The organism is Asticcacaulis sp. (genome assembly GCA_024707255.1).
Classification (GTDB): Bacteria; Pseudomonadota; Alphaproteobacteria; order Caulobacterales; family Caulobacteraceae; genus Asticcacaulis.
The window spans coordinates 1,162,944-1,186,081 of record JANQAC010000002.1; the positions used below are offsets into that span (position 1 = coordinate 1,162,944).

Consider the following 23,138-nt stretch of genomic DNA (forward strand, 5'->3'; position numbering starts at 1 on the left):
CGAATATCCGTGACTGTCTGTGTCGCTGCGAAGCGGCATCCGTGCCTTATCCGTGATCCTCTTGCCCTTAATATATTTGCCACGTCACAGCACACCCGGAAAAGCGCCGCCGTCGATCAGCAGGCTTTGGCCGGTGATATAGCCGGCCTGAGCCGAGCACAGAAAGGCGCAGGCGGCGCCGAATTCGTCTGGATCGCCAAAGCGTCTGGCCGGAATGGTCTGCCGGCGTTCCTCGCGGATGATCTCGATATCGACGCCGCGCTGTTCGGCAGTGCGTTTCTGGCCCGATTGCAGGCGATGGGTGTCGAATGACCCCGGCAGCAGGAAATTGATCGTGACATTGGCATGGGCCACGCTGCGCGCCACGCCCGCCAGGAAACCGGTCAGGCCGAGGCGCGCGCCGCTGGAGAGATCAAGACCTCCCAGAGGCATCTTCACCGAGCCTGAAGTGATATTGACGATGCGGCCGAAGCGCCGCTCGACCATGCCGTCGATTACCTGTTGCACCAGTTCGATTGGCGTTACCATGTTGCCGGTCACGCCTTCCAGCATGGCGGCGCGGTCGATCTGGCGGAAATCTCTATAGGGCGGGCCACCGTTGTTATTGACCAGTATATCGACCTGCGGCACGGCGGAAATCAGCGCCTCCTGGGTTTCCTTCAGGCTGACATCGCCGGCAACCGGGATGACCTGCGCGCCCGTCAGTTCGCGTATCTCTGCCGCCGTGCGCTCCAGCTTTTCGGCATCGCGTCCATTGATTACTACCACGCAGCCGGCCCGCGCCAGTTCAATGGCACAAGCCTTGCCAAGCCCTTCACTTGAGGCACACACTATGGCGCAGCGCCTTTCCAACCCCAGATCCATGAATTATACCTTGTGCTCCGAAATCGACAGTAGATTGCCATCGGGGTCTTTGAACCACGCTACCTTGTCGCCGCTGGGCGCCGTCCAGACACCATGGGGCGTTTGCGCCGCGCCCAGCCAGTCATAGAGTTCGAACTTGATGTCGAGCGCGGTGAGGGCGAAGACCTTGTCGTCAATATTGGTCACCTGAAAACCGAAAACCGTGTAGGGCGCGACATATAGCTTCGGTGGTTTGGTCAGACGGATCAGGGTCGAACCGGAACGCAACACCAGGGCGTATTCATCCCGGCTGAAAACGGTCAGGCCCAGAATGCCTTCATAGAAGGCGCGGGCTTGATCGAAATCGCTGACGGCCAGAAATCCCATCGGTGTGGCGTCGCGCAGGGGCAACGGGCCAGCCGCTGCGGATTTGGTCAGATTAAGTCCGAGCATAGCATGGACTCCGCAAGATCATACCGCGTCACCATGACGGCACCCGGCATAAAAAATCAAACCGGAAGCTGAAGCACTTTCCGAATAGTGTGGCGCACTTTTCGGATTAAAAAGTGCGTAGAAGCAAAAAATTAGAGCGCCGATCTGATCCAATCAGATCGGAAAACGCTCTATACAGTCTCGTCGTAATCTTCCTCGGCGCCCAGGAATTTCGGCGGGTTGTGGCTGGAGCGCGGACGGCCGACGACACTGGCCAGGTCGGCGAGATCGACGAAGGTATCGGCCTGGCGGCGCAGTTCATCGGAGGTCATGGGCGGCTGTGACTTGACGGTCGAAACCACAGTGACGCGCGCGCCCTTGCGCTGGACGGATTCGAGCAGGCGGCGGAAATCGCCGTCGCCGGAGAAAAGGACCAGGTGATTGGCGTGTTCGGCCATCTCCATCATGTCGCAGGCGATTTCGATATCCATGTCGCCGCGCCAGCGCTTGCGGCCCTGGCTGTCGGTATATTCCCTGGCGGTCTTGGTGATCAGGTGGAAGCCGTTATAATCGAGCCAGTCGACCAGCGGTCGTATCGGCGAGTAATCGTCGCCCTCGACCAGGGCGGTGTAATAATAGGCGCGGATCAGTATGCCGCGTTTGCGGAATTCATCGAGTAGCTTGCGATAGTCGATGTCGAAATTCAGCGCCTTGGCGGCTGAATAGAGGTTGGCACCGTCAATAAAAAGCGCGATACGGTCGGTCGGATAAAAGCTCATGGCTATACGCTATCCTGAAAATGTGCAGTTAAAATGGCAGGCGAAGATAAGAATATGTCCGTTTTTATTGCCTACGGTTCCAACCTGTTGTCTGGTCCGGTGACTGCATCGCAAGCTTTCAGCGAGGTTGTCAAGAACTTGCAGGCACGAGGACTGATTGTGAACAGGATTTCACGTTTGTGGTCTTCAAAAGCCTGGCCAAATCCAGACGATCCACCCTATGTTAATGCCGTCCTGCAGGTCGAAACGAACTTGCAACCCACGGAATTGATGTTGCTTTTGCATGATGTGGAGCGCGGCGCCGGGCGCGTGCGCGATGGACGCCTCAATGCCCCGCGCGTGCTTGACCTTGACCTTATCGCTTATGGCGATGTTGTTATGAATGGCGAAAATGGTCTGATCCTGCCGCACCCGCGCGCCGCGGAACGGGCCTTTGTTATGGGGCCACTGGCCGAGATAGCGCCAAAATGGGTCCATCCGGTTTTACAGCGCCCGGTGGCTGAGCTTTTTAAGGCGGCTACAGTCGGCACAGACGCCTATCCTTTGGACAATGCCGCTTCCTGACGCATGGCGCGCTGATCGATCCAGACATAGAGCCCGACGCCCGTAAGCACCAGCAGGGTGCCGGCGATATCGGCCAGGCTGATATGCTGGCCGAGGATCAGGCCGCTCAGAACCAGGGTAAAGATCGGATTGATAAAGCTGATAATGGCGTTGGCCTGCGAGGATATGCGGCTCAAGGCAAAATTGGTTAAATAGCTCGGCAGGACAGTGGCGCCGATAGCCAGCCCGATCACCAGGGTGAGCAGGGGCGGGGTCATGTGGATGTCGCTCACCTTATGGACGATGAGGAAATGGATACCGGTCGCCAGCGCCGCGCCGCTCATGGCCCATGAGGTGAAGAGTGACGGGCCCATGCGCCTGATAAGTGGCTTGGCCAGCAGCAGATAGAGCGCGAAAGCGACCGAAGAGACCGTACACCACAGCACGCCGCTGATCACCGCCGTGCCCTGGGCATGCAGGTCGGTCAGGAAAACCAGCCCCAGGCCGATATAGCTGATGGCGAAGGCCCAGACCGCTTTCAGGCGCATGGGCTGTTTGAAGAACAGGGCGCCGAACAGGATAACGAACAGCGGATAGGTAAAAAGGATCAACCGCTCGAACTGCGGCGACAGGGTCGTCAGGCTCTCGAAGTCGGTATAGCTGGCGACCCAGTATCCCAGGATGCCGACGCCCAGCGTGCGCAGATAAAGGCCGGGATTGCGATTAATCGGCGGCAGGTCGTGCGTGCCTTTCGCCTTGCCGCGCAGGAAGGTGATAACGCCGAACACTATGAAAAACGGTGTCGCCACCGACAGGCGCAGCGCCATCAGGGCCGAAGCATCGACCTGGTAGTTATAGGCGAGCTTGATCCAGATGCCCTTGCTGGCGAAAAGAAACGCGCCCAGCATGGCGAGAATATAACCGCCCCAGGTCAGGAGCCAGGGCGCGGAGAGTAGCGATTTCTTTTCAGAAGGTTCAGACATTGCAGGGCCTTTGCGGGCGCCTGTTAAATTCATGCGCCCCGGAGTTCGGGAAGGGGCGCGGATCGGACGATCTTACGCCTTGGGTTTCTTGCGCGAAATAAGACGCACGGACTTGCACGCCCAAATAAGCTTGGACATGATGTCGATGTGCGTCAGCGCGAAGGAATTGGCGAAATTAGTGATCATGAGCGGGCACTTAAGGGGTTTAATGTCGCTAAGCAACCGCAAAAACCGGTTTACGATGTCACGTTGGGTTACGCTCTGTTTGGTCTTGAGTGTTCTGGTCAGTGTTCTGGCGGCGCCGGTTCTGGCGAGGCCGGCCATTATTTCCGGCATGGCCTATGTGATTGATGGTGATACGCTTGTAATTCGCAAGCGGCACGTCCGCCTTTTTGGCGTTGATGCTTTTGAGCGCGACCAGTCCTGCGGGCGGTTCCGCTGTGGCACCGAGGCGCGAAAGGCGTTGCGCGACCTCACGAATGGCCGAACGCTGACCTGTGAGACGAAGGCAATCGATACCTACGGCAGGACTGTGGCGGTTTGCAAAACATCCGATGGGCGTGATGTGGGTGGTGAAATGGTCAGACGGGGACTGGCGGTGGCCTATAGACGTTTCTCGTCGCAATATCTCGACGAGGAAGCCTATGCGAAATCTCACCATCTTGGCGCGTGGGCCGATGGTTTTGAAAGTCCGTTGCAATACCGCCGTAAAGAGCGCTGAAACTATGGCAATATGTTGATAAAGCTGCGTTATTACAAATGCTTGCGAAAATTGCCTTTATTTTGCCGCATTTTTCCCCAAACGTGATATATGGGTGCTAAAGGCGGGTGAGTGGGTGTAAAATACACTTGGCTTCTGACATTGCAGGCTGCGCTGCCCCTTTCAATTTAACTATTTGAAGGCAGCAGGGAAGCGTACGCGCGTGGTCACCTCCGTATATTCGTCATACAGCGTCAGCCAGATCGCCGCCCTGTCACCAGCGGCCGTCGGATCCATGACGGCGACGGACATCGCCTCCCTGTCATCGACACAGATTTCGGCCTTTGGCGTAGAGGTCATCCAGGCGTTGAACGCCACGCAACTGGCGGCCATTTCGACCACCCAGATGAAGGCGCTGACGACGACGCAGATCGCCGCCTTCACCGCCAGCCAGATGACCTTTTCCGGCAAGCAGTTGTCGGTTCTGCTCGAAGCCCAGATGGAAGCTTTTGGCGTTGAGGAAATCGCCGCCCTGACCACGCAGCAGATCCAGGGCCTGACGGCGACGGATATCGGCGAGTTCTCGACCCAGCAGTTCTCGGTTCTGTCGCCGGCCCAGCTTTCGGTCCTTTCGACCCTGCAGATCAAGGGCATGGACGCGGACCAGCTTGGCATTCTGACGACGACCCAGCTTGGCGCCTTTTCCTCCACGCAGTTATCCGGCCTGAACTCGACGCAAATGAAGGCCCTGCCGGCGACGATCATCGACGCCATGACGACGACGCAACTGTCCGGTCTGACCTCCACCCAGATCAACTGGATGGGATCGGACGGCCTGGGCGCGCTCGATGCCAGCGATTTTGCCAGCCTTTCGGCCACCCAGATCCAGGGCATGACCACCACCGAGGTACAGTCCCTGACGGCGGCGCAACTGAACGCCCTGACCTCCACGCAACTGGCCGCCCTGAATTCAACCCAGATCCGGGCATTGACAGCGGATGAACTCAATGGTCTGAGTGCCGGTCAACTCAGCGGCCTGACCTCGACCCAGGCCTATTACCTGCAATCCACTCAGCTCAGCCAGCTCTCGGCGACCTTTATAGGTAACCTGAATGAAACCCAGTGGACGGCGCTTTCGGCGACAGCGCTCCGGGGCTTAAGCAACGACCAGATTGAGAGCCTGAGCGCCAGCCGGGTCAGCCAGATGACGGCGACCCAGGTCAAGGGACTGACCGAGACGCAGATAGACGCCTTATCTCCGGTGCAGGCGGCGGCGCTGACAGAGACTCAGGTTTCGGCTCTCAACACCACACAAATAAAGGGCCTGGATACGTCCTTCCTGACGGGGCTGTCGGCGACGCAGGTCGGCGCCCTGACATCGGCCCAGTTGAACGCCTTGACCGACCAGCAGGTCTACAGCCTGACCGAAACCGAGCTTGGCCTTCTGCGTACGGACCAGATCAAGGGGCTGAGCCTGACGGCCATGCAATCGTTCAGCACCACCCAGGTTCTGGCGCTGGGCTCGGCACAGCTAAACGCGCTCAGCGTGACGCAGATCAAAGGCTTGACGGCAGACGACATCGGCATCCTGACCGTGACGCAATTGTCTGGCATCAGTTCCACCCAGATCGCCGGCATGACGACCACCCAGGTCAGTGCCTTCAGCCCAGACCAGATCGGTAACCTGACGGTGACGCAGATCAAGGGGCTGACGGCCGCAGGCGTTGGCGTACTGACCCAGGATCAGCTACAGGCGCTTTCCACGGCCCAGCTCAGCAATCTGACCTCTACACAGATCGGCGGTCTTGGCCAGGATATCATCAGTTCGATCAGCAATACCCAACTGGCGGCGATGACGGCCGGTCAAATATCGGCCCTGGGGTCAAAGGCGTTGCAGGGACTGACGGCGGACCAGATCGGCAGTTTGAACTGCACGCAGTTGCGCGCCCTGACTGTGACCCAGATCGGCTATCTGAGCGAAGACCAGATTGCCAGCCTGAGCCTGACCCAGATCACGCTCCTGACTACGACCCAGATCAAGGGGCTGACGGCAACGGATATCGGCACACTGGCCAATACCCAGGTCAATGCGCTGTCGATAACCCAGATGGCGGCTCTGACGATTGGCGCCATAAAGGGTTTAAGCGAAGCCCATATTGCCGGCCTGACGACCACGCAGATCAGGGGGCTGCCGGCAACTCTGATCGCTGCCCTGACCACGAGCGAGATTGCGCAACTCAGTACCGCGCAACTGGCGGCGCTCGGCACGGATCAATGGGCGGCGATGACGGCCAGCCAGATCAGCGCGCTCAGCGAGGATCAGGTGACTTCGCTCACCACCACGCTGCTGCGGTCATTGTCGACGACACAACTGAAGGGACTGAACGCCACCGATATCGCCGAACTGAATAATACCCAGATCGCCGGTTTATCGGAAACCAGGTATCGGGCTTGACGGCAACCCAGGTGGCCAGCCTGTCCTCGGAAGATTTGACGGCGTTTACGGCCTCTCAACTGGCGGCCCTGACAACGACACAGATCAAGGCGCTGAGCGCGGATCAGATCGCTTCGCTCAATCCGTCGGACCTCGGTCGATTCACGGCGTCTCAGTTGAATAATCTGACCTCGGTCCAGATCAAGGCGCTGACGACCGACCAGATATCGCAACTGACGACAACCCAGATGTCGGCCCTTTCCACCACCGGGCTGAGCGGGCTGAAAGATACCCAGGTCGCGGCGTTGAGTTCGACCCAGCTCAATGTCTTGACAACAAAACAGGTGGCGGCCCTGACAACGACCGCGACCGCGAGCCTGACGGCCGATCAGATGGCCAGCCTGAGCACAACCCTGCTGCGGGCGATGACCGTCTCCCAGATCGGCGGCCTGTCCAACGATGAAATCGCCGCATTGACGGCTTCACAACTGGCGGCCCTGCTGACCAGCCAGATCAAGGGCCTGACGTCGACGCAACTGGGGGCGATCAGCGACACGCAACTGACAGCACTAGCATCAACGCAAGTCGCCGTTCTGACGGCGGCGCAACTGGCAGGGCTGAGTTCCGACAAGATATCCGGATTGAGCGCAAGCCAGCTCTTGAGTCTGAGCAGTGCCGCCATTGCCGGTCTCAGTGCTGGAAATCTGTCAGGACTGACCACAAGCCAGATGGCGCTGCTGTCGACCACACAGGTCAAGGCGCTGAGCGCCTCCGGCCTGTCCAGCCTGACAACGGAGCAGGTGACGGCGCTCAGCACGACCCAGATTCGCTATATCAATACGGCCGCGGTCAAGGGACTGACAGGTGAACAGCTTGACGCCTTGGACACGACGACGCTGCAATCCCTGACGACCACCCAGATCAGGAGCCTGAACCCGACCCAGATCGCGGACTTGAATCCGGACGACCTGGCAAGCCTGACGACAACTCAGCTCCGGAGCCTGACGATCACGGAGGCTGGTGCGCTGACGGATGACCAGGTAGCGGCCCTGAGCCTGACCCAGGTCAGTAGCCTGGCTACATCGCAGATCATGGGGCTTACCGCCACGGCGATTGGCGGTTTGTCGGAAACGCAGATGGCGGCCCTGAGTACCAGCCAGATAGCCGCGCTTTCCAAGGGGGGGGATGGGCGGCCTCAGCAATACGCAGATATCCAGCCTGACAGCGACCCAGATAGCGGTTTTCAGCACCGCGCAGATCGCCGCCATGACCGCCGACCAGATTGCCGGCCTTTCCACCACAGCCCTGTCATCATTGAGCCTGGCGCAGCTTGGCGCCCTGACGTCCACCCAGATGCAGGCCCTGACGAACGACCAGATCGCCAGCCTGACCACCACCCAGATCGGCGCGTTTTCCGCCACGGCCATCGGCGGCTTGAGCGGGCAGCAGGTATCGGCACTAACCGCGGAGCAACTGGCGGCGCTAAGCACTCGTCAGATAGCCGCCCTGAGCGGCACGGGCATAGAAAGCCTGTCGACAACCCAACTGCAAAGCCTGACCACGACGCAGTTCCGGTCGCTCACGGCGATGCAGATCGCCCGGTTCAGTGAAGACCAGATTGCCGGACTGACCACTTCGGAAATCGCCGCCATGACCACGGGGCAGATGGCCGCCCTGACAGCGACGGAAGCCGGGGCGTTGCAGCCTGAGCAACTGTCTGTAATGACTTCTACGCAACTGGCGGCCCTGACCGTGACGGCCTTTGGCGGTCTCACGGCCGACCAGATGGCGGAGCTGAACACGACGCAGTTGAACGGCCTGGCGGCTCAGCAGATCGCCTCCCTGACCGAGGATGAAATATCCGGACTGACGGTGACGATCCTGAAGGGCATGTCCACGACGCAGATCCGGGGGCTGACAGCGACGGGTCTCGCCGCCTTCAGTGCCGATCAACTGGCGGCCTTCAATACCACCCAGATTGGCGCCCTGACCACCGCGGCGCTGACTGGGCTGAACGACAGCCAGGTAGACGCCCTGAGTGATGATCAGTTGAAGGCTCTGACCTCGACCCAGCTTGGTGTTCTGACATCAACGGCTCTTGGCGGTCTGAGCTCAGGAGATATATCGCTTCTGACCACGACGCAGGTTAAGGGGCTGACGGCGGCAGAAATCGGTTATCTGTCAACGACACAGCTTAAGGGCCTGTCGGCGCTACAGATGTCCGGGTTGACCACGACCCAGCTCAAGGGGCTGACCGCCGATGAGGTGGCCAGCCTGAGCACCACCCAGATGGCGGCGCTGGACCGGACTCAGGTCGCCAACCTGTCGGAAACCGGCGTCGGCGGCCTGACATCGACCCAAATATCGAATCTGACCACGACCCAGGTTTCCAGCCTGACCTCGACCCAGATCGGCGCCCTGACCGAAACCCAGGTGAGGGGACTCTCCACCACCTTGCTGGCCGGCCTGACCACCACACAGATTTCCGGCCTGACCACGACCGGCATCGCGGCACTGGAAGAGAGCCAGATCGCCAGCCTGACGATCAGCCAGATTGCCAGCCTCAGCGCCACCGCCCTCGGCAGCCTGTCCTCGACCCAGGTGGACGAACTGACCACCAGCCAGTTGCACGCCCTGAGTTCCACCCAATTCGGCGGGTTGTCGGAGACCGGCATAACCGGCTTGTCCGTGACAGATTTCGCCACCCTGACCACGACCCAGGTCAAGGGACTAACCGGCGCCCTCATCGCCGCCCTGACCACAACGCAGGTGGCTGGACTATCGACGACCGACATCGCCGTTTTCTCCACGACGCAGATGGGCAGCCTGGCCTCGACCCAGCTTGAGGTTCTGACGGCCGGACAACTGGGCGCGCTGACCTCGACCCATCTTGGCGCCCCGGCGACGGCAAGCCTCGGTGGACTGACTTCGGACGGCGTTGCCACCCTGACGACAACCCAGCTTCGTGGATTCAGTTCGACCCAGATCGGCTATCTGAATGAAACCAATATCAAGGGCCTGACCACAACCCAGTTGACCGCGCTCACCACGACCCAGATCAAGGGGCTGAACGCCACCGAGGTGCAGGCCCTGTCGCAAGCGCAGCTATCGGCCTTGTCGACCGCACAGCTTGCCGCCATATCGACCGACGGAATCCAGGGTCTGAACGACGACCAGATCGCCGGCATGACCCTGACGCAACTGGTCTCCATGACCTCGACCCAGATCGGCTCGTTGACCACCAGCCAGGTGGCGGCGCTGAATGCCACGCACCTGTCGACCCTGACCACGACCCAACTTCACGGCCTGAGCCAGACACAGATTGGTGCGCTGAACCCGGATGAAATATCCGGCCTGACAACGACGGGGCTGGCAAGCCTCTATACGAGCCAGATCGGGGGCCTGACCTATACGCAGTTGGGCGCCCTCACGACAACGCAGATCGGCGCGCTGGTGACGACACAGGTAGCTGCCATCAGCCCTGATGCCATCTCCGGCCTGAATGAAACCCAGATCGGCAACCTGACGACCACGCAAATCGGGGCGCTGGGCGCTACGCAAGTGGCGGCCATGGAAACGGAAGATGTGGCGGATATGAATGTCACGCAGATCGCCGCTTTCAACAGCACCCAACTGAAAAGCCTGACCACGACGCAGATCGGTAACCTGACGACCACCCAGGTCCAGGGGATTGACGACGACCCAGGTTGGAAATCTGACAACCGTGCAGCTCAAGGGGCTGACCACGACGGAGATGGCCGTCCTGACCTCATCGCAACTCCAGGCGCTGACGACGACTCAAATGGCAGCCCTGTCGGTGACGGCGGTCAGTGGTTTTACCGAGAGCCAGTTGCAGGCAATGACGACCACCCAGTTCAAGGCCCTGACCTCCGTTCAGCTTGGCGCCTTGGCGGCGACCGGTATGGCGGCGCTGACGGCAGCGCAACTGGCCGTCCTGACTTCGACGCAAATGTCAGGATTGAAGGCGACCGAAGCCGCTGCGATTACAACCACGCAACTGGCGTCATTGACATCGACACAGCTTTCCGGTCTGTCACCCGCAGGCATGGCTGGTCTGACAGCCGAACTGGTAGCGGCGCTTTCGACCACGCAACTCAAGGGACTGAGTGCCAGCCAGCTATCGGGCCTATCCACCACCTATATAAGCGGTCTGACAGCGGCTCAGATCGGCGCCCTGACCACGACCCAGCTCAAGGGTCTGACGGCCGATCAGATGGGGGCGCTATCGACCACCGATATCTCGGCTTTCAGCACCAACCAACTGGCCAGTCTGACGACGGCACAACTGACCGGTTTGGTTTCGACCGGGGTCAACGCCCTGTCGACAACGCAACTGGCGGCCTTGAGCTCCGTGCAGATCAGCGGCCTTTCCACGGGTGGCCTGTCCGGACTGACGTCAGGCCAGACGGCCGCGCTGACAACCGCCCAGATATCCGGCCTGACCCAGACGCAGATGGGCGCTCTGACCACGACCGTCATCAACGCCCTGACCCAGACGCAAATTTCGCAATTGACGATGGTGCAATTCGGTTCCCTGTCCGGCACGGGCGTGGCGACCCTGCTCGAAGCCCATATCGATTCGATCACGACAACCCAAATCGCGTCCCTTTCCAACACAGGCATCAGCGGCATGACAGCGACGGAAATGGCTTCGCTGTCGCTCGATCAACTGGCCGCCTTCAATTCCACCCAGATCAGCGCCCTCTCGACCGACGCCATCAGCGGCCTGACCGAAACCCAGATCGAGGCCTTGACCCTGACGCAACTGGCCGGTTTGACCGCTACACAAATCGGCTCGCTTTCGGACGCGGATATTTCCGCCCTTGGCACCACTGAAATCGCCTCGCTGACCACCACGCAACTGGCCGGTCTGGTGCGAATGCAGCTTCGCGCCATGACGACGGCGCAGATCGCGGCTCTGACGACGACGCAGGTGGGCAGCCTGTCAGCGACGCAGCTTTCCAACCTGACCACGAACGAAATCGCCGCCCTGACGGTGACGCAATTCAAGACCTTGTCATCCGGCCAGTTCGGCGCCCTGACGGTGACGCAGCTTGATTACCTGTCACCGGGGGAAATGGCGGCGATATCCGGCATCCAGATCAGCGGCCTGACGACAACGACGATGTCGGTTTTGGGGACGACCTTCCTGACCGGGTTGAATACCTATCAGATCGAAGCCCTGACTCCGCAGCAGATCAGCTATCTGACGCCGGCCCAGATTGGCAGCCTGTCCGCCATCCAACTGGCGGCACTGGTGGCGGCCCAGGGATAACGAATGCATAGCTGGGAACGGGCGCGCCGCATCATTTTTTTATGCCGCCTGATCATTGCCGCACCGGCATTTTATCCGAATGCAGCCATGCTCTCTCGGCTGTTCAAAATCAGGAGGGCTGTCATGTCAGCAATATTGCCGCCGGACCCCGGCTCAGGCGCATCTCATCGGGATAGTTTTCCCTGGAGTGCGATCATCATCATCGGTTTTTCCATATTCGTCGTCGGATGGATGATCATGACCGCGGGCACCATGTAGACCGGGCCGTTCTAGAACTGGAAGCGCGTGCGCAGGGATACCGAGGTGTTGGTATATTCCGGCAGCTCCTGGTATTCAGCTTCTATCGAGAAGTAACTGTAGGGATTGTCGGCCGACAACCGGAAACCGGCCACGGGGCCGCCGCCTTCGATATTGCCGCCGACCAGGGTGAAGCTGTCGCCGCCAGTGAAGTTCGCTACCGTGTCCGGCAGGGTGGCGGAGACATTTTGCTTGTAACCGACCCAGAGTTCCGGCTTAAGGAATGAAGTCCTGTAGCTGAGGTTCAGCAGGGCGGTCGAGGTCAGCAGGTGTCCGTCACGCGCCCCCACAGTAAGATCGAAAAAATCGCCGCCCCCGCTTTCCGTATGGTCGTTTTCATGAAGCTGGTAATAGTCGGTCAGAATTTCAGGCGTAACCACCCATTTGCCAAGCCGGAAATCGTATGAGGCGCCCGCGCCCCCGCTGACAGAGTAACCATCCCACTTGGCCGTCGCCACATGATCGACCGTCGTGGTCAGGATGTTGCGCGTACTTTTGAAGGTATCGTAGCCGGCGCCGGCGTGCAGCCAGGTCTTCAGGCTGCTGGTATTGAGGCGCCAGTAAGCGCCGATTGTGATATCGGAATTGGACATGCCTTCAGCCGCCAGGGCGAATGTATCACGCGGCGAAGCGGAGGTCAGGGACAGATAGGTGCCGACCATCTGGTTGCCATAGATCTGCCTTTCGCGGCCGCCGGCGAAGCTGAAACCCGTCGATTTGAAGCCGGCGGTATCGCTGTAGGCGCGGTTGATGCCGTAGCCGTATTCCTGGAGCCAGTACTGCCCGCCGTTATTATCCGGGATGAGGGTCAGGTTGCTTAAGGAGCGGTTCAACGAGGCCGATCCGACGGACAGGGAAATCAGATTTTCACCGGAGTAGTCGGGCAGGTACTGGTTGTAGACCTGATCGAAGGCGTCCTTGTCCGTGGCCGCCAGCAGGGATGATTTGGCGCCCGAATCTTGGGCTACAACGGCTAGAACCGGCATCAACGCGGCATACTGATTGGACGAGTAGCCGGCTTCGCCTTGGGTCTTCAGGCGGAAATTGGCGGAAAGCACAGTATCCGTATCGTTAAGCGTCAGGTCCGAATGGTAGAGGTAAGGAATATAACCATCCAGCGTTGAGGTCGTCATATCGCCCAGGCTGATGCTGGAGCCGGTGAGGATATTGAAGCTGGTCGGCGTGGTCAGGATCTTATCAAGGGTCAGGTATAGCTTGGCGCCGTCATCGAAGGTCACCGAGCCGGAGCCGGACAGAATCGGTACGGTGGGGCTGTAGACGGCGAGCGTCAGGGCCAGACTGCTGTCCGAACCGACATGCAGGCTGCTCATCCGGACCGAACTGCCGGCCAACAGGCCGGCGCTGGCGCCGCTGTCGATATCCATGGCGATGTCGCCGGACGAGGTCAGCTTGCCAAGGTAGACCGCATCATTGGTCAGGCTGAAGCTGCCGGTGCCCGTGCCGTAGTCCACATTGCCGTAGATGTAACCGCCGGAGGATGACAGGCTGTCATTGCCGGAGCCGAACAGGATACTGCCGTAAATATAAGGGGCGGCGATGGCTTCATCATCGTCGCTGTCGGTCGCGTTGTTATCGACCTGGGTAATGGTGACGCCGCCCGTATTAGCGCTGACGTCGATGGCGGTAGCCTTGCCGGTGATGGTGTCCGTCGTGCCGTCGCCATCATCGTCGGAGGCGGTGATAATGGCACTGATCGTGCCGCTGTTGGTTATGGTCGTCAGTGTGCCCGACACGTCGGAAATGGCGGTGGCGCTGCCTGTTGAGCCGGAAGACGACGCATAGATGCCGGAACTGGCGCCAACATTGATCGTGGGGAGGGAAGCGCCGGAAGCGATGCTGACGGCTGTTGCCTTACCGACATTGGAGACGGTATAGACCGTATTGCCGTCGGCATCTTCGGCGGAGGTCAGGTATCGTGTCGTCGTGGCGCTTACCGTACCGTCGATATCAAGCCGGGGTGTTATGGCACCGCTGAGCAATGAAATGGCGGTGCCGTCCCCGCCGTAGGATGACGCGGTGATGCTGCCGGTGCTGCCGATGCCATTGTCGATGGTTGTTGCATAGTCCGTACCACCGATTTGCAGGGCGGTGGCGTCGACGCCGGGATGGACGCCATAGGCACCGATGGCCCCGCGATTGAGCAGACCGTAATTGACGGAGGGCGGATCAATGGCCGTCGAGGTGTAGGTCAGGCCGCCAAGTGTGATATTTTCTGTCGACGAGCCGATCACCAGAGCCGGTGCTGAGCCGTATTGCGTCAGGCTGGCCGTGGATTGCGAGGTGTCAACAAGGCCGTCGCCATCCTCGTCGGTATTGTCATCATCCGTGCTGGTCACGGAAGCGCCAAGCAGGACGCCGTTGGCGACATTGCCGGCGATGCTGACCAGCGGCCCATCCTGAAGCAGGTTGTTGGCCGGGATCAGGTTTTCATAAAGGGCCTGAGTGAGCGCCGCGGTCGAACTGTAGGCTGTGCCGCTGTAGGAACCATCGATGATCAGGTTGCCGCCAATATCGCCGGTGAGCGTGATCGCCGAGGCGTTTTCACCGAGCGTGCTGACCGAACCCGACAGGTAGACATTGCCGGTAACGCCTTTTTCGAGGGAAATGCCTGTGGAGTTATCGCCGATCAGCGTCATGGCGCCATCATAGGTAAAGGCGCCCTTGACCTGGTTCTCGAAGCGGATGCCATAGGATGAGTTCCCTTCGACATCGATGGCGGAATCGCTTGTGATATAAACGTCGCCGACAAAAGGTGACGATCCTGTAGAATGGATGCCGTAGCGGCCGGTGCCTTCGGCCCAGGGCGCATCAATGTAGCCGTCTTCGGTCCCGTCGAGGCTGGTGGTATCCGAGGCCGTGTAATCGTCTGTGACCGTGATATCGCCGGTCAGGACCAGACCCTTGGTGCGATCGGGGAAATCGGTGATCAGAATGCCGGTCGAGCCAGACTCAGAGCCGGACATGGCGATGCTGCCTTCGAAATCGAGTGTGTTGTCACTGTCTACCGTTATGGCCGTGCCGCTGGTCAGGGTAATGGAGCCGTCGGACGTAACCGTGAGATCGCCGGCTGTGCTGGTCAGTACGGGCGAGGTGGTCGCGGTCGAAATCGATGTTTCGGCAAGTGCCCGCGTGCCAAGTCCTCCGCTGCCGAGAACCAGTCCGAGGGCTGTGGCGGTCAGGAGGGTATGTTTACGCATCTTGTCAGGGCTCCAATTCTCATTCGTGCGCCGATGGGCTGGCGTGAAAATGAAAAATCAGAAGGGCTCTATTAAGTCCGCTTTGATGCAGCCCTGACACTCCGCAACAGGATTGAAATGAAAAGACGCCCCGCAGGGCGCCGTTTCGTGAATATGTGAAGGCTCAATGATGCGTATGGCTGTGCGGCTTGCTGTCTTTTTTCGGAATGTGCGCTTCGTGCATGGCTATGGCGGTCGCCTGCTTGCGGCTGGTGACCTTTTTGCCGCTGCCGCTTTTCAGTTCACCTGCCTTGAATTCGTGCATGACCTTTTCGACCTTCTTTTTCTGGCCGGATGTTTCCTTCGGCATGACTATGCTCCTTTGAAAGCCCACCTGTGCGCATTAGACAGCCCGGCCGGTAAAAATGCCATGCGGGCATAGGGGAGGGTGGCAAAATAGTCATTGGCGAGGCAGCCAAAAACAGGCATTCAGGCGGGCATGACTCTGATTCTCTACGGCATACCGAACTGCGACACGGTGAAAAAGGCGCGTAACTGGCTGACCGCCAATGGCGTCACCTATGAATTCCATGATTACAAGAAGGCTGGGATCGATGCCGCGCGTCTCAAGGCATGGTCGGAAAAGCTGGGCTGGGAAAAGGTGCTCAATCGCGCCAGCAGCACATTCAAGGGCCTGGCCGAAGAAGCGAAGCAGGGGCTGGACGAGACAAAAGCCATAACCCTGATGATGGCGCAGCCATCAATGATCAAGCGACCGATTTTCGAGAAAGACGGACAGGTGATTGCCGGATTGAAGCCGGACAGCGCCGAACTCAAGGCCCTGCTTATCTGACGCGCGTCCAGGTTTCGGACCGGCAGATGCGGTCGCCGAACAGGCACTCACGGCTGTAAAGGGTGGTGCCCTGAAGGGTAAGTGTTGCAGCGTAGGTCTTGCCTTCCTTGGGGCTGTAAGCCTTGCCCTTCCAGCTATTGGCGCCATCGGAAACCAGGTCGTAAAACACCTTGTCGCCGATGTGGGCTTTCGTTTTGACCGCTGGATTGAGCCAGGCGATCGTGCCGCAAACCCCCTCGGACTGGCCGCCGGCGCAGGGCGCAAAAGCGATTTGTGCCTGGCCGTTTGCGCGCTGCCAGTTACCGGACAGATCCGCCGCCAGAACCTTACCCGGAATGGCCAGCGAAAAAGCCAGCAGAAGTGATATTGATAAGCGCATGAACAAGCCCAACCTTTGACAACAATATAGGCGCTGTTGCCTTCGCTTTGGTTAAAAATCACCCGATCGTTTCATGCGTGCCGACGTCACCCTTGCGCCAGTAACCGGATGCCTTGATCCACGACGGATTGACGCCATGATCGTCGATCAATTGTTGACGGATAAGTTTGGCCAGTGTGCTTTCGCACGCCACCCAGGCATAAACAATGCCTTGCGGCAGGTGCATGGCCTTGAGCGCCTCGTTCAGGCAGTTAGCATGGCCGCCCTGGCGATAGACCCAGTGAACGCTGGCATCGGCTTTCGTCTCGAAATGCAGACGGTCTTCCAGGCCATCCACTTCGGCCACTACGCAGACCTTCGTGCCCTCCGGCAGTTCTTCCAGCCGCCGCGCGATGGCGGGCAGGGCGGTGTCGTCGCCGATTAATAAGTAACGGTCGAAGGTGGGTGAAATCAACATTGATCCGCGTGGCCCGCCGATATTCAGAATGTCTCCAATATTTGCATTCATGGCCCAGGCTGTGGCTGGGCCGGCCTCATGAAGGGCGAATTCGATATCCAGGGTCTGGCCGTCAAACCGGCGCGGCGTGTAGTCGCGCATGATTGGCTTAGGCCCGTCACCCGGCGGCAACCCCGGCTCCGGAAGGATCAGAATGCCGGTATCCGGATCGGGAAAAAACAACTTGATATGATCATCGAAACCCAGGCTCTGAAAGCCGGTGAAATCGCCGGCAAGCGTGACGCGCCGCAGGTGAGGCGTAATCGCTTTCACCTGTGTGACGGTCAGTTCACGCCGGCGGGTTTCAAAGCGGACGCGGGTAACCGAACGCCCGTCGGTCAGCGCATCCATGTTACAGTCTTTCGATTTTCTTGGCGGTTTCATCGATCAGGTCGACCACCGCTTCGATCTCGGCCTTGTTCATCGGGCGCATCCCGCGGGTGCGCAGGGCGGCTTTCAGGTTGGCCATGGCGCGGAAGAGCGGGGCATAGTCGCCGTGTTCACCGCGCTGGCCGTCCATCATTGAGAATAGCTGATCGACCTGCTCGGCCTTATCCGCCAGATGGGTGATGCCGGCCTCGGTAATGGTGGCGGACTTGCGGCCGTCCTCATTGGGGGCAATGGTAATGAAGCCTTCATCTTCCAGCCAGCTCAGGGTTGGATAGATGACGCCGGGGGAGGGGCTGTAGGCGCCGTTGAAGCGGTCCTCGATGGCCTTGATCAGTTCGTAGCCGTGGCTGGACTTTTCGCTGATGAGTTTGAGCAGTACCAGCCGCAAACCGCCGTGACCAAAGCCACGCCCATCCCTGCCGCCGCGCATCCGATCGAAAGCGCGTTCAAAGCCTTCACGGCCGCGACCGCCAAGACTGCCGCTGAAGCCGGCGCCAAAACCGCGATGACCGGGGCCGCCAAAGCCGTCCCGATGGCTGAAATTACGGTCAGCGCAAGCGCCCTGTCCGCGACGGTGAAAAAACATGCCTCGCATGTGAGGTCTCCTTTGCTATATATAGTTCGTAACGCGATATATCGAAAATAAAAACACATCAGATTGATAATGCGTCCATTTCGATATTAATTAGATATATCTAAATATGATCGAACGCAAGGGCGGGCGTGAAATTATTTGATTACGAAAACTTAATGCGACTCCCTGCATCCAAAAGATGTGTGTCGCGCCTCTTATTAGTCAAAGGGGCTGGCATAGGTGCGGCCCGACACAATACAAAGGAGTATTCATATGGATTGGGACGGCGTAAGCGGCATTCTTGCCATTGTCATGATTTTCGGTATGCCGGTTTTTATCGTCGGCATCATTTTTCTGTTTATCTTTCGTAGCAATGCCGAAAAGCAAAAAACCCTGCGGATGGCAATTGAGAAAAGCGACAGTTTGCCGCCGGAATTTCTCGAAAGCTTGAAAAGCCTTCAAAAGAAACCGCGAACCGCAGCCAATGATGTGCGCGCCGGTCTTATCCTCATCGCAATCGCGCTGGGAATGATAGCGCTGGATGCGGTGACACATAATTATGTGATCGGCGGTCTTGCCGGCGTTGCCGCCATCCCCGGCTTTATTGGCATCGCCTTGCTGATCCTCGGCATTATCGGCAGCCGCAAGCAATAAACCTCTCGCGGCAACCCGGAGAACACCTCATATGGGCCTGACAGGCGATAAGCTTGACCTGACGCGGCAGTCCGATGTCGATCTCGTGCGCCTGTGCCTGGGCGGCGACAAATCGGCATTCGCCGAACTGGTGCGTCGTCACGGTAGTCTGCTGCGGACCCATATCCGGCGGATGGGGGCACAGGGGCCGGATGCCGATGACATGGCGCAGGAGGCTTTCATGAGTGCCTACGAGCATTTGTCGGAATTCCGTTTTGACGGTGCCTTTGTTGGCTGGCTTAAGCGGATTGCCTCACGCCGCTACCTGAAAAAGGTAAGGGCGAATCAAAAATACCTGCTGACGGACGATATGAGCGCTTTTGAGCCTGAGCCTGCCGCCAATGAAGGCGAATTTCGCGCCCATAATCTTGATGCGGCCTTAAATCGCCTCAAACCTGTGGAACGCCTGTGCGTGACGCTCAATTTCAGCGGTGACCTGTCTCATCAGGAAATAGCTGACGAACTCAAGCTGCCGCTGGGCACGGTCAAAAGTCATATCAAACGCGCCATGGATCAGTTGAAGACCATTTTGAACGCCAAACCTGCTCCCGTACTGGAAACCGGAACATGAGCGATATGAAACTGGATGAGGGCGATATCCGCGATCTGTTCGCGGCGACGCCCTTTTATAACGATGCTGCGGCCTTCGAGGCGCGCGTGATGCGCGGCCTGCGGCTGAAGCTGTGGCTGCGGCAAGGCTTCGTGGCCCTGGCCGGTGTTGTGGGCGGACTTTATGCCCTGGCGCAGTTCGTGCGCGTGCCCAACTGGTCATTCGGCGAAAAAGTCCTGAGCGGCAGCCGGATGGCGCGGGTCGAAACCGACCAGACCTTCCGCGCCGGTGTCGAATTTTTCGACGTTATCGGCAAGAACGCGGTCAATCTGTTCTACTCGTCGCTGCATTATCTCGGCATCATGCAGACCCCGATCTTCTTCTGGGTCAGTTTTTCCCTATGTTTCGCGTGTTTAGCGCTGTATTACGCCTACTCCCAAGAGGAGACTATCTAGCTTTAGATATGCCGGGTAGTTTCAAGCGCTAAACGAGAGAGTTACCCTTGAGCAGCCAAACCGCCCCCAACCGTACCAAGCGCCTGACCGCTCCTGAAATCCAGGCGCGCAAGGGCAAGACGCCGCTGGTTGTCCTGACCGCCTACACGACGCCGATGGCGCGGATCATGGACCCGCATTGCGATATCCTGCTGGTGGGGGATAGCCTCGGCATGGTGATCCACGGCCTGCCCAATACCATCGGCGTCACCATGGACATGATGATCCTGCATGGCCAGGCCGTCATGCGCGGGGCTGAAATGGCGTTCGTCGTCGTCGATATGCCGTTCGGCTCATACGAAGCCGGCGTCGAACAGGCATTTGAGAATGCCGTGCGCCTGCTGAAGGAAACGGGCGCACAAGCGGTGAAGCTGGAAAGCGGCCCGACCGTCGCCACCACCATCCGTTACCTCACTGAGCGCGGTATTCCCGTCATGGGTCATGTCGGCCTGCGACCTCAGGCGGTCAATGTCGACGGCGGTTTCAAGGCCAAGGGCCGCACCGAGGCCGAACGCCAGAAGGTCATTAAGGAAGCGCAGGACAGCGAAGCCGCCGGTGCGTTTTCCATTGTTGTCGAAGGCGTGGCGGCAGATCTGGCGGCGGAGATCACACAACTCGTCAGCATTCCGACCATAGGTATCGGCGCTTCGGCGGATTGCGACGGCCAGGTTCTGGTGACCGACGACATGCTGGGCCTGTTCGACTGGACGCCGAAATTCGTCCGCCATTATGCCGATTTGCGTAACCAGATCGGCGCGGCGGTGGAAGCTTATGCGAAAGATGTCAGGGACCGTAGCTTCCCCGCCCCAGAAGAGACATATTTTACTAAATAAGTAGGGTTAAGAGATTTTCGGGGGAAGGCTCACGGCCGCGCCGCTGTATACGGTTGCGTTAACCCGTGCCAAAGGTTAGGTTCGCGCCGAATTGGAGCGCCTGACGGGCATTCCCCCAGTGATATGATTGATAAAGGATTCGCCGTGAGCGACATTTTTGACGAAACCGAAGAGAACCTGCGCGCCGACAAGTGGATCGGCATCGTCAAGAAAACCTGGCCGTGGGTGGCTGGCGTTCTGGCTCTGGCTCTGGTGATTGCGCTGGGCGTCTGGGGCTACCAAAGCTGGCAGGCAGGTATTGCCGCCAAAGCCGCCGAATCGTATGGGCAGGCGGTCGAATCGCTCGGCAAGGGCGATAAGGCCGTGGCGAAAACCCAGCTTGAAGCGACCATAAAGGCCGGCAATGCCACTTACAAGGCCCTGGCTTTGCAGCAACTGGCCGGCCTGGCGCTGGAAGACAACAAGACGGCGGAAGCCATTGCCGATCTGGATCAGGCGGCAAAAGCGACGAACAGCGCCCTGATCAGTGATGCTGCCGCGCTCAAGGCTGCCTTGCTGGCCATGGATACCAGCAGCCTGGCCGACACGCAAAAGCGCCTTGAGGCGCTAATGAAGGAAAAGCGTCCCTTTGCCGCCATGGCCAAGGAGGCGCTTGCCATGGCCAAGCTGCAATCCGGCGATATCAAGGGCGCCCGCACCGATCTGCAGGTCCTTTCAGTGACTCTCGGTACGCCGGATGGCGTCAAGCAGCGCGCCGCGGCCTTTGTCGCCGCCATCGATTCCGGTGCCATCGGCACGGCCCAGGCCATGATCAAGCTGCCGGAAGCGCCCATGCCGGTCATGCCGCAAATGCCCGTGCCGCAAGAGGCGCAGGCACCGGCGCAATAAGCTACGGATCAGGCCGTCCGCCGGTCTCAGTCAGAATTCTTGTTATGGAAACCCCGCATATGAGCTTGTCGATGGTTGATTTCAAAGGTGTCAAGCGCAACGGCGCCAGCCTGGTGGTTCTGGCGGCGATTGCGGCCATAGGCTTGAGCGGCTGCGCCACGGCGCGCAAGCTGAACCCGTTCAAGGATCATAACAGTGATCAGGGGGCGGTTGCTTCGCAGGGGCAGCGCATCTCCATCGTGGCCTTCGACCAGAAGCTGCAACCCTCCAAGAGCCTGAAAGGCATCGGTTATTACCTGCCGCCGGCCGCGCCCGTAGCCAACTGGCCGCTGGCGAGCGGGCCTGACACCCCGGTGCAGAACGCCGCGGCCGCCAAGGACTTCAAGGTGGCCTGGAGCAAGTCCATCGGCACGCCCAGCAAGGGGCCGAGCGAGGTTCTGGCCCAGCCGGTTTCCGACGGGCAGTTGATCTACACCATGGATGGCGAAGCGCGGGTTTCGGCCCATGATGTGGCGACCGGCAACCAGGTATGGAGCGTCGACCTCAATCCGCACAACAAGCGCGACAAGACGGCCTTCGGCGGCGGCCTGGCGCTCGATAACGGCAAGCTGTACGTCACTTCCGGATTCCGGTTTGTCGAGGCGCTCGATGCCGCCACCGGCGCGGAAATATGGAAAAAGGTCGTCGATACGCAGCTTCATGCCGCGCCGACCGTCAATGCCAGCTATGTCTTCGCCAGCGATGTCGACAACCAGATTTTTGCCTTTGACCGCAATACTGGCGAAATGATCTGGACCTATCAGGCCATTGCCGAGCCGGCGCGACTGCTGAAATCGTCAGCGCCCGTTGTTTCCGGCGACATCGTTTATGCGCCTTTCTCTTCCGGCGAACTGGTGGCGCTGAATGCCGCCACGGGCGATCCGGTCTGGCAGCAGGTTCTGGCGCAATCGAGCCGCACCAATGCCCTGTCGGAAATCCGTGATATTTCCGGCCGTCCGGTGCTCTATAATGGCACCGTCTTCGCCGCCAGCCATTCCGGCGTATTCCAGGCCATGGATGCCAAGACCGGAAATCCGGCGTGGAAAGTCGATACCGACAGCATCAACTCGCCATGGGTGGCCGGTGACGTTGTTTTCCTCGTCAGCCTGCAGGGTGAACTGATCTGTGTCAGCCGGGAAAGCGGCCAGGTCTACTGGATCAAGGATCTGAATGTTGGGTTCCAGAAGACCAAGAAGGGTTTCTTCGGCATGGGTCGTGAGAAGAAGGTCGGCAAGATTCCCCTGTGGGCCGGGCCTGTCCTGGCGTCCGACCGGTTGGTGATGGTCAATTCCCTGGGCGAGGCGGTGGCTTTCGATCCCAAGACCGGCGATCGCCAGGAAACGATCAAGCTTGGCGGCGCCGGTTTCATCGCACCCATCGCGGTGGGTGACAAGTTGTTTGTCGTCACCGACGACGCCAAGCTGGTTGCCATTCAGTAAGTGCGC

The 23,138-nt window shown here is 59.3% G+C and carries 21 protein-coding genes and 2 pseudogenes; 14 read left to right on the forward strand and 9 right to left on the reverse strand.

Annotated elements, in window-relative coordinates; all coding sequences use genetic code 11:
* Window positions 1-84: 84 nt before the first annotated feature.
* The 3 genes from NVV72_16780 to NVV72_16790 form a co-directional block, all read right to left on the reverse strand.
* Window positions 85-864 carry an SDR family oxidoreductase gene (locus tag NVV72_16780; protein ID MCR6660902.1) on the reverse strand — a complete coding sequence of 260 codons (780 nt, stop codon included), beginning with the start codon at window positions 862-864 and terminating at the stop codon, window positions 85-87.
* A gap of 3 nt (window positions 865-867) precedes the next feature.
* Entirely contained in the window at window positions 868-1,296 is a 429-nt protein-coding gene (locus NVV72_16785) for a VOC family protein (GenBank protein MCR6660903.1), read from the reverse strand.
* Between the two features lie 170 nt (window positions 1,297-1,466).
* Window positions 1,467-2,054, reverse strand: a complete 588-nt coding sequence (locus NVV72_16790; protein ID MCR6660904.1) for an NYN domain-containing protein — start codon at window positions 2,052-2,054, stop codon at window positions 1,467-1,469.
* Window positions 2,055-2,108: 54 nt separating this feature from the next.
* Between NVV72_16790 and folK the strand changes: the two genes are divergently transcribed.
* Window positions 2,109-2,618 carry a 2-amino-4-hydroxy-6-hydroxymethyldihydropteridine diphosphokinase gene (folK, locus tag NVV72_16795; protein ID MCR6660905.1) on the forward strand — a complete coding sequence of 170 codons (510 nt, stop codon included), beginning with the start codon at window positions 2,109-2,111 and terminating at the stop codon, window positions 2,616-2,618.
* Here folK and NVV72_16800 read toward each other — a convergent pair.
* The gene (locus tag NVV72_16800) at window positions 2,591-3,580 is read right to left on the reverse strand and encodes a DMT family transporter (GenBank protein MCR6660906.1); all 990 of its coding nucleotides are present in this window, start codon (window positions 3,578-3,580) and stop codon (window positions 2,591-2,593) included. The genes folK and NVV72_16800 overlap by 28 nt on opposite strands.
* 136 nt (window positions 3,581-3,716) lie before the next feature.
* Between NVV72_16800 and NVV72_16805 the strand changes: the two genes are divergently transcribed.
* The 6 genes and pseudogenes from NVV72_16805 to NVV72_16830 all read left to right on the forward strand — a co-directional run bounded on the left by NVV72_16805 (window position 3,717) and on the right by NVV72_16830 (window position 12,268).
* Window positions 3,717-4,301 (forward strand): thermonuclease family protein, encoded by a 585-nt coding sequence (locus tag NVV72_16805; protein ID MCR6660907.1) that lies wholly within the window; start codon window positions 3,717-3,719, stop codon window positions 4,299-4,301.
* A gap of 202 nt (window positions 4,302-4,503) precedes the next feature.
* Window positions 4,504-6,735: a hypothetical protein gene (locus NVV72_16810; GenBank protein MCR6660908.1), complete on the forward strand. Its 2,232-nt coding sequence runs from the start codon at window positions 4,504-4,506 to the stop codon at window positions 6,733-6,735.
* 11 nt (window positions 6,736-6,746) lie between these two features.
* Window positions 6,747-7,757, forward strand: a pseudogene (locus tag NVV72_16815) (ice nucleation protein).
* 223 nt (window positions 7,758-7,980) lie between these two features.
* Window positions 7,981-10,377: pseudogene (locus NVV72_16820) on the forward strand (ice nucleation protein).
* Window positions 10,378-11,380: 1,003 nt separating this feature from the next.
* The gene (locus NVV72_16825; GenBank protein ID MCR6660909.1) at window positions 11,381-12,010 is read left to right on the forward strand and encodes a hypothetical protein; all 630 of its coding nucleotides are present in this window, start codon (window positions 11,381-11,383) and stop codon (window positions 12,008-12,010) included.
* Window positions 12,011-12,013: 3 nt separating this feature from the next.
* The gene (locus NVV72_16830; GenBank protein ID MCR6660910.1) at window positions 12,014-12,268 is read left to right on the forward strand and encodes a hypothetical protein; all 255 of its coding nucleotides are present in this window, start codon (window positions 12,014-12,016) and stop codon (window positions 12,266-12,268) included.
* An 11-nt stretch (window positions 12,269-12,279) separates the two neighbouring features.
* On the opposite strand, the gene NVV72_16835 is transcribed toward NVV72_16830, so the two are convergent.
* Window positions 12,280-15,525 carry an autotransporter outer membrane beta-barrel domain-containing protein gene (locus NVV72_16835; protein ID MCR6660911.1) on the reverse strand — a complete coding sequence of 1,082 codons (3,246 nt, stop codon included), beginning with the start codon at window positions 15,523-15,525 and terminating at the stop codon, window positions 12,280-12,282.
* 163 nt (window positions 15,526-15,688) lie between these two features.
* Window positions 15,689-15,874, reverse strand: coding sequence for a DUF6496 domain-containing protein (locus tag NVV72_16840; GenBank protein MCR6660912.1), 186 nt, complete (start codon window positions 15,872-15,874; stop codon window positions 15,689-15,691).
* 129 nt (window positions 15,875-16,003) lie between these two features.
* On the opposite strand from NVV72_16840, the gene NVV72_16845 reads away from it, so the two are divergent.
* Window positions 16,004-16,357, forward strand: coding sequence for an arsenate reductase (locus NVV72_16845; GenBank protein ID MCR6660913.1), 354 nt, complete (start codon window positions 16,004-16,006; stop codon window positions 16,355-16,357).
* On the opposite strand, the gene NVV72_16850 is transcribed toward NVV72_16845, so the two are convergent.
* Genes NVV72_16850 through NVV72_16860 form a run of 3 tightly spaced genes read right to left on the reverse strand, consistent with a single transcriptional unit; the run spans window position 16,350 to window position 18,217 of the window.
* The gene (locus NVV72_16850; GenBank protein MCR6660914.1) at window positions 16,350-16,736 is read right to left on the reverse strand and encodes a DUF2147 domain-containing protein; all 387 of its coding nucleotides are present in this window, start codon (window positions 16,734-16,736) and stop codon (window positions 16,350-16,352) included. The genes NVV72_16845 and NVV72_16850 overlap by 8 nt on opposite strands.
* 58 nt (window positions 16,737-16,794) lie before the next feature.
* Window positions 16,795-17,583: a siderophore-interacting protein gene (locus NVV72_16855; GenBank protein ID MCR6660915.1), complete on the reverse strand. Its 789-nt coding sequence runs from the start codon at window positions 17,581-17,583 to the stop codon at window positions 16,795-16,797.
* Window position 17,584: 1 nt separating this feature from the next.
* Window positions 17,585-18,217, reverse strand: a complete 633-nt coding sequence (locus NVV72_16860; GenBank protein ID MCR6660916.1) for a PadR family transcriptional regulator — start codon at window positions 18,215-18,217, stop codon at window positions 17,585-17,587.
* A 252-nt stretch (window positions 18,218-18,469) separates the two neighbouring features.
* On the opposite strand from NVV72_16860, the gene NVV72_16865 reads away from it, so the two are divergent.
* From NVV72_16865 to NVV72_16890, 6 genes are all read left to right on the forward strand, one after another.
* Window positions 18,470-18,850: a DUF6249 domain-containing protein gene (locus NVV72_16865; protein MCR6660917.1), complete on the forward strand. Its 381-nt coding sequence runs from the start codon at window positions 18,470-18,472 to the stop codon at window positions 18,848-18,850.
* Window positions 18,851-18,881: 31 nt separating this feature from the next.
* Window positions 18,882-19,460 (forward strand): sigma-70 family RNA polymerase sigma factor, encoded by a 579-nt coding sequence (locus tag NVV72_16870; protein MCR6660918.1) that lies wholly within the window; start codon window positions 18,882-18,884, stop codon window positions 19,458-19,460.
* Window positions 19,457-19,894 (forward strand): hypothetical protein, encoded by a 438-nt coding sequence (locus NVV72_16875; GenBank protein MCR6660919.1) that lies wholly within the window; start codon window positions 19,457-19,459, stop codon window positions 19,892-19,894. Before NVV72_16870 ends, NVV72_16875 begins: the two co-directional genes overlap by 4 nt.
* Before the next feature lie 47 nt (window positions 19,895-19,941).
* Entirely contained in the window at window positions 19,942-20,766 is an 825-nt protein-coding gene (panB, locus tag NVV72_16880) for a 3-methyl-2-oxobutanoate hydroxymethyltransferase (GenBank protein ID MCR6660920.1), read from the forward strand.
* 144 nt (window positions 20,767-20,910) lie between these two features.
* Window positions 20,911-21,654 carry a tetratricopeptide repeat protein gene (locus NVV72_16885; GenBank protein ID MCR6660921.1) on the forward strand — a complete coding sequence of 248 codons (744 nt, stop codon included), beginning with the start codon at window positions 20,911-20,913 and terminating at the stop codon, window positions 21,652-21,654.
* Between the two features lie 71 nt (window positions 21,655-21,725).
* A complete protein-coding gene (locus NVV72_16890) occupies window positions 21,726-23,132 on the forward strand; it encodes a PQQ-like beta-propeller repeat protein (GenBank protein MCR6660922.1) in 1,407 nt (468 codons plus the stop codon).
* Window positions 23,133-23,138 lie beyond the last annotated feature (6 nt).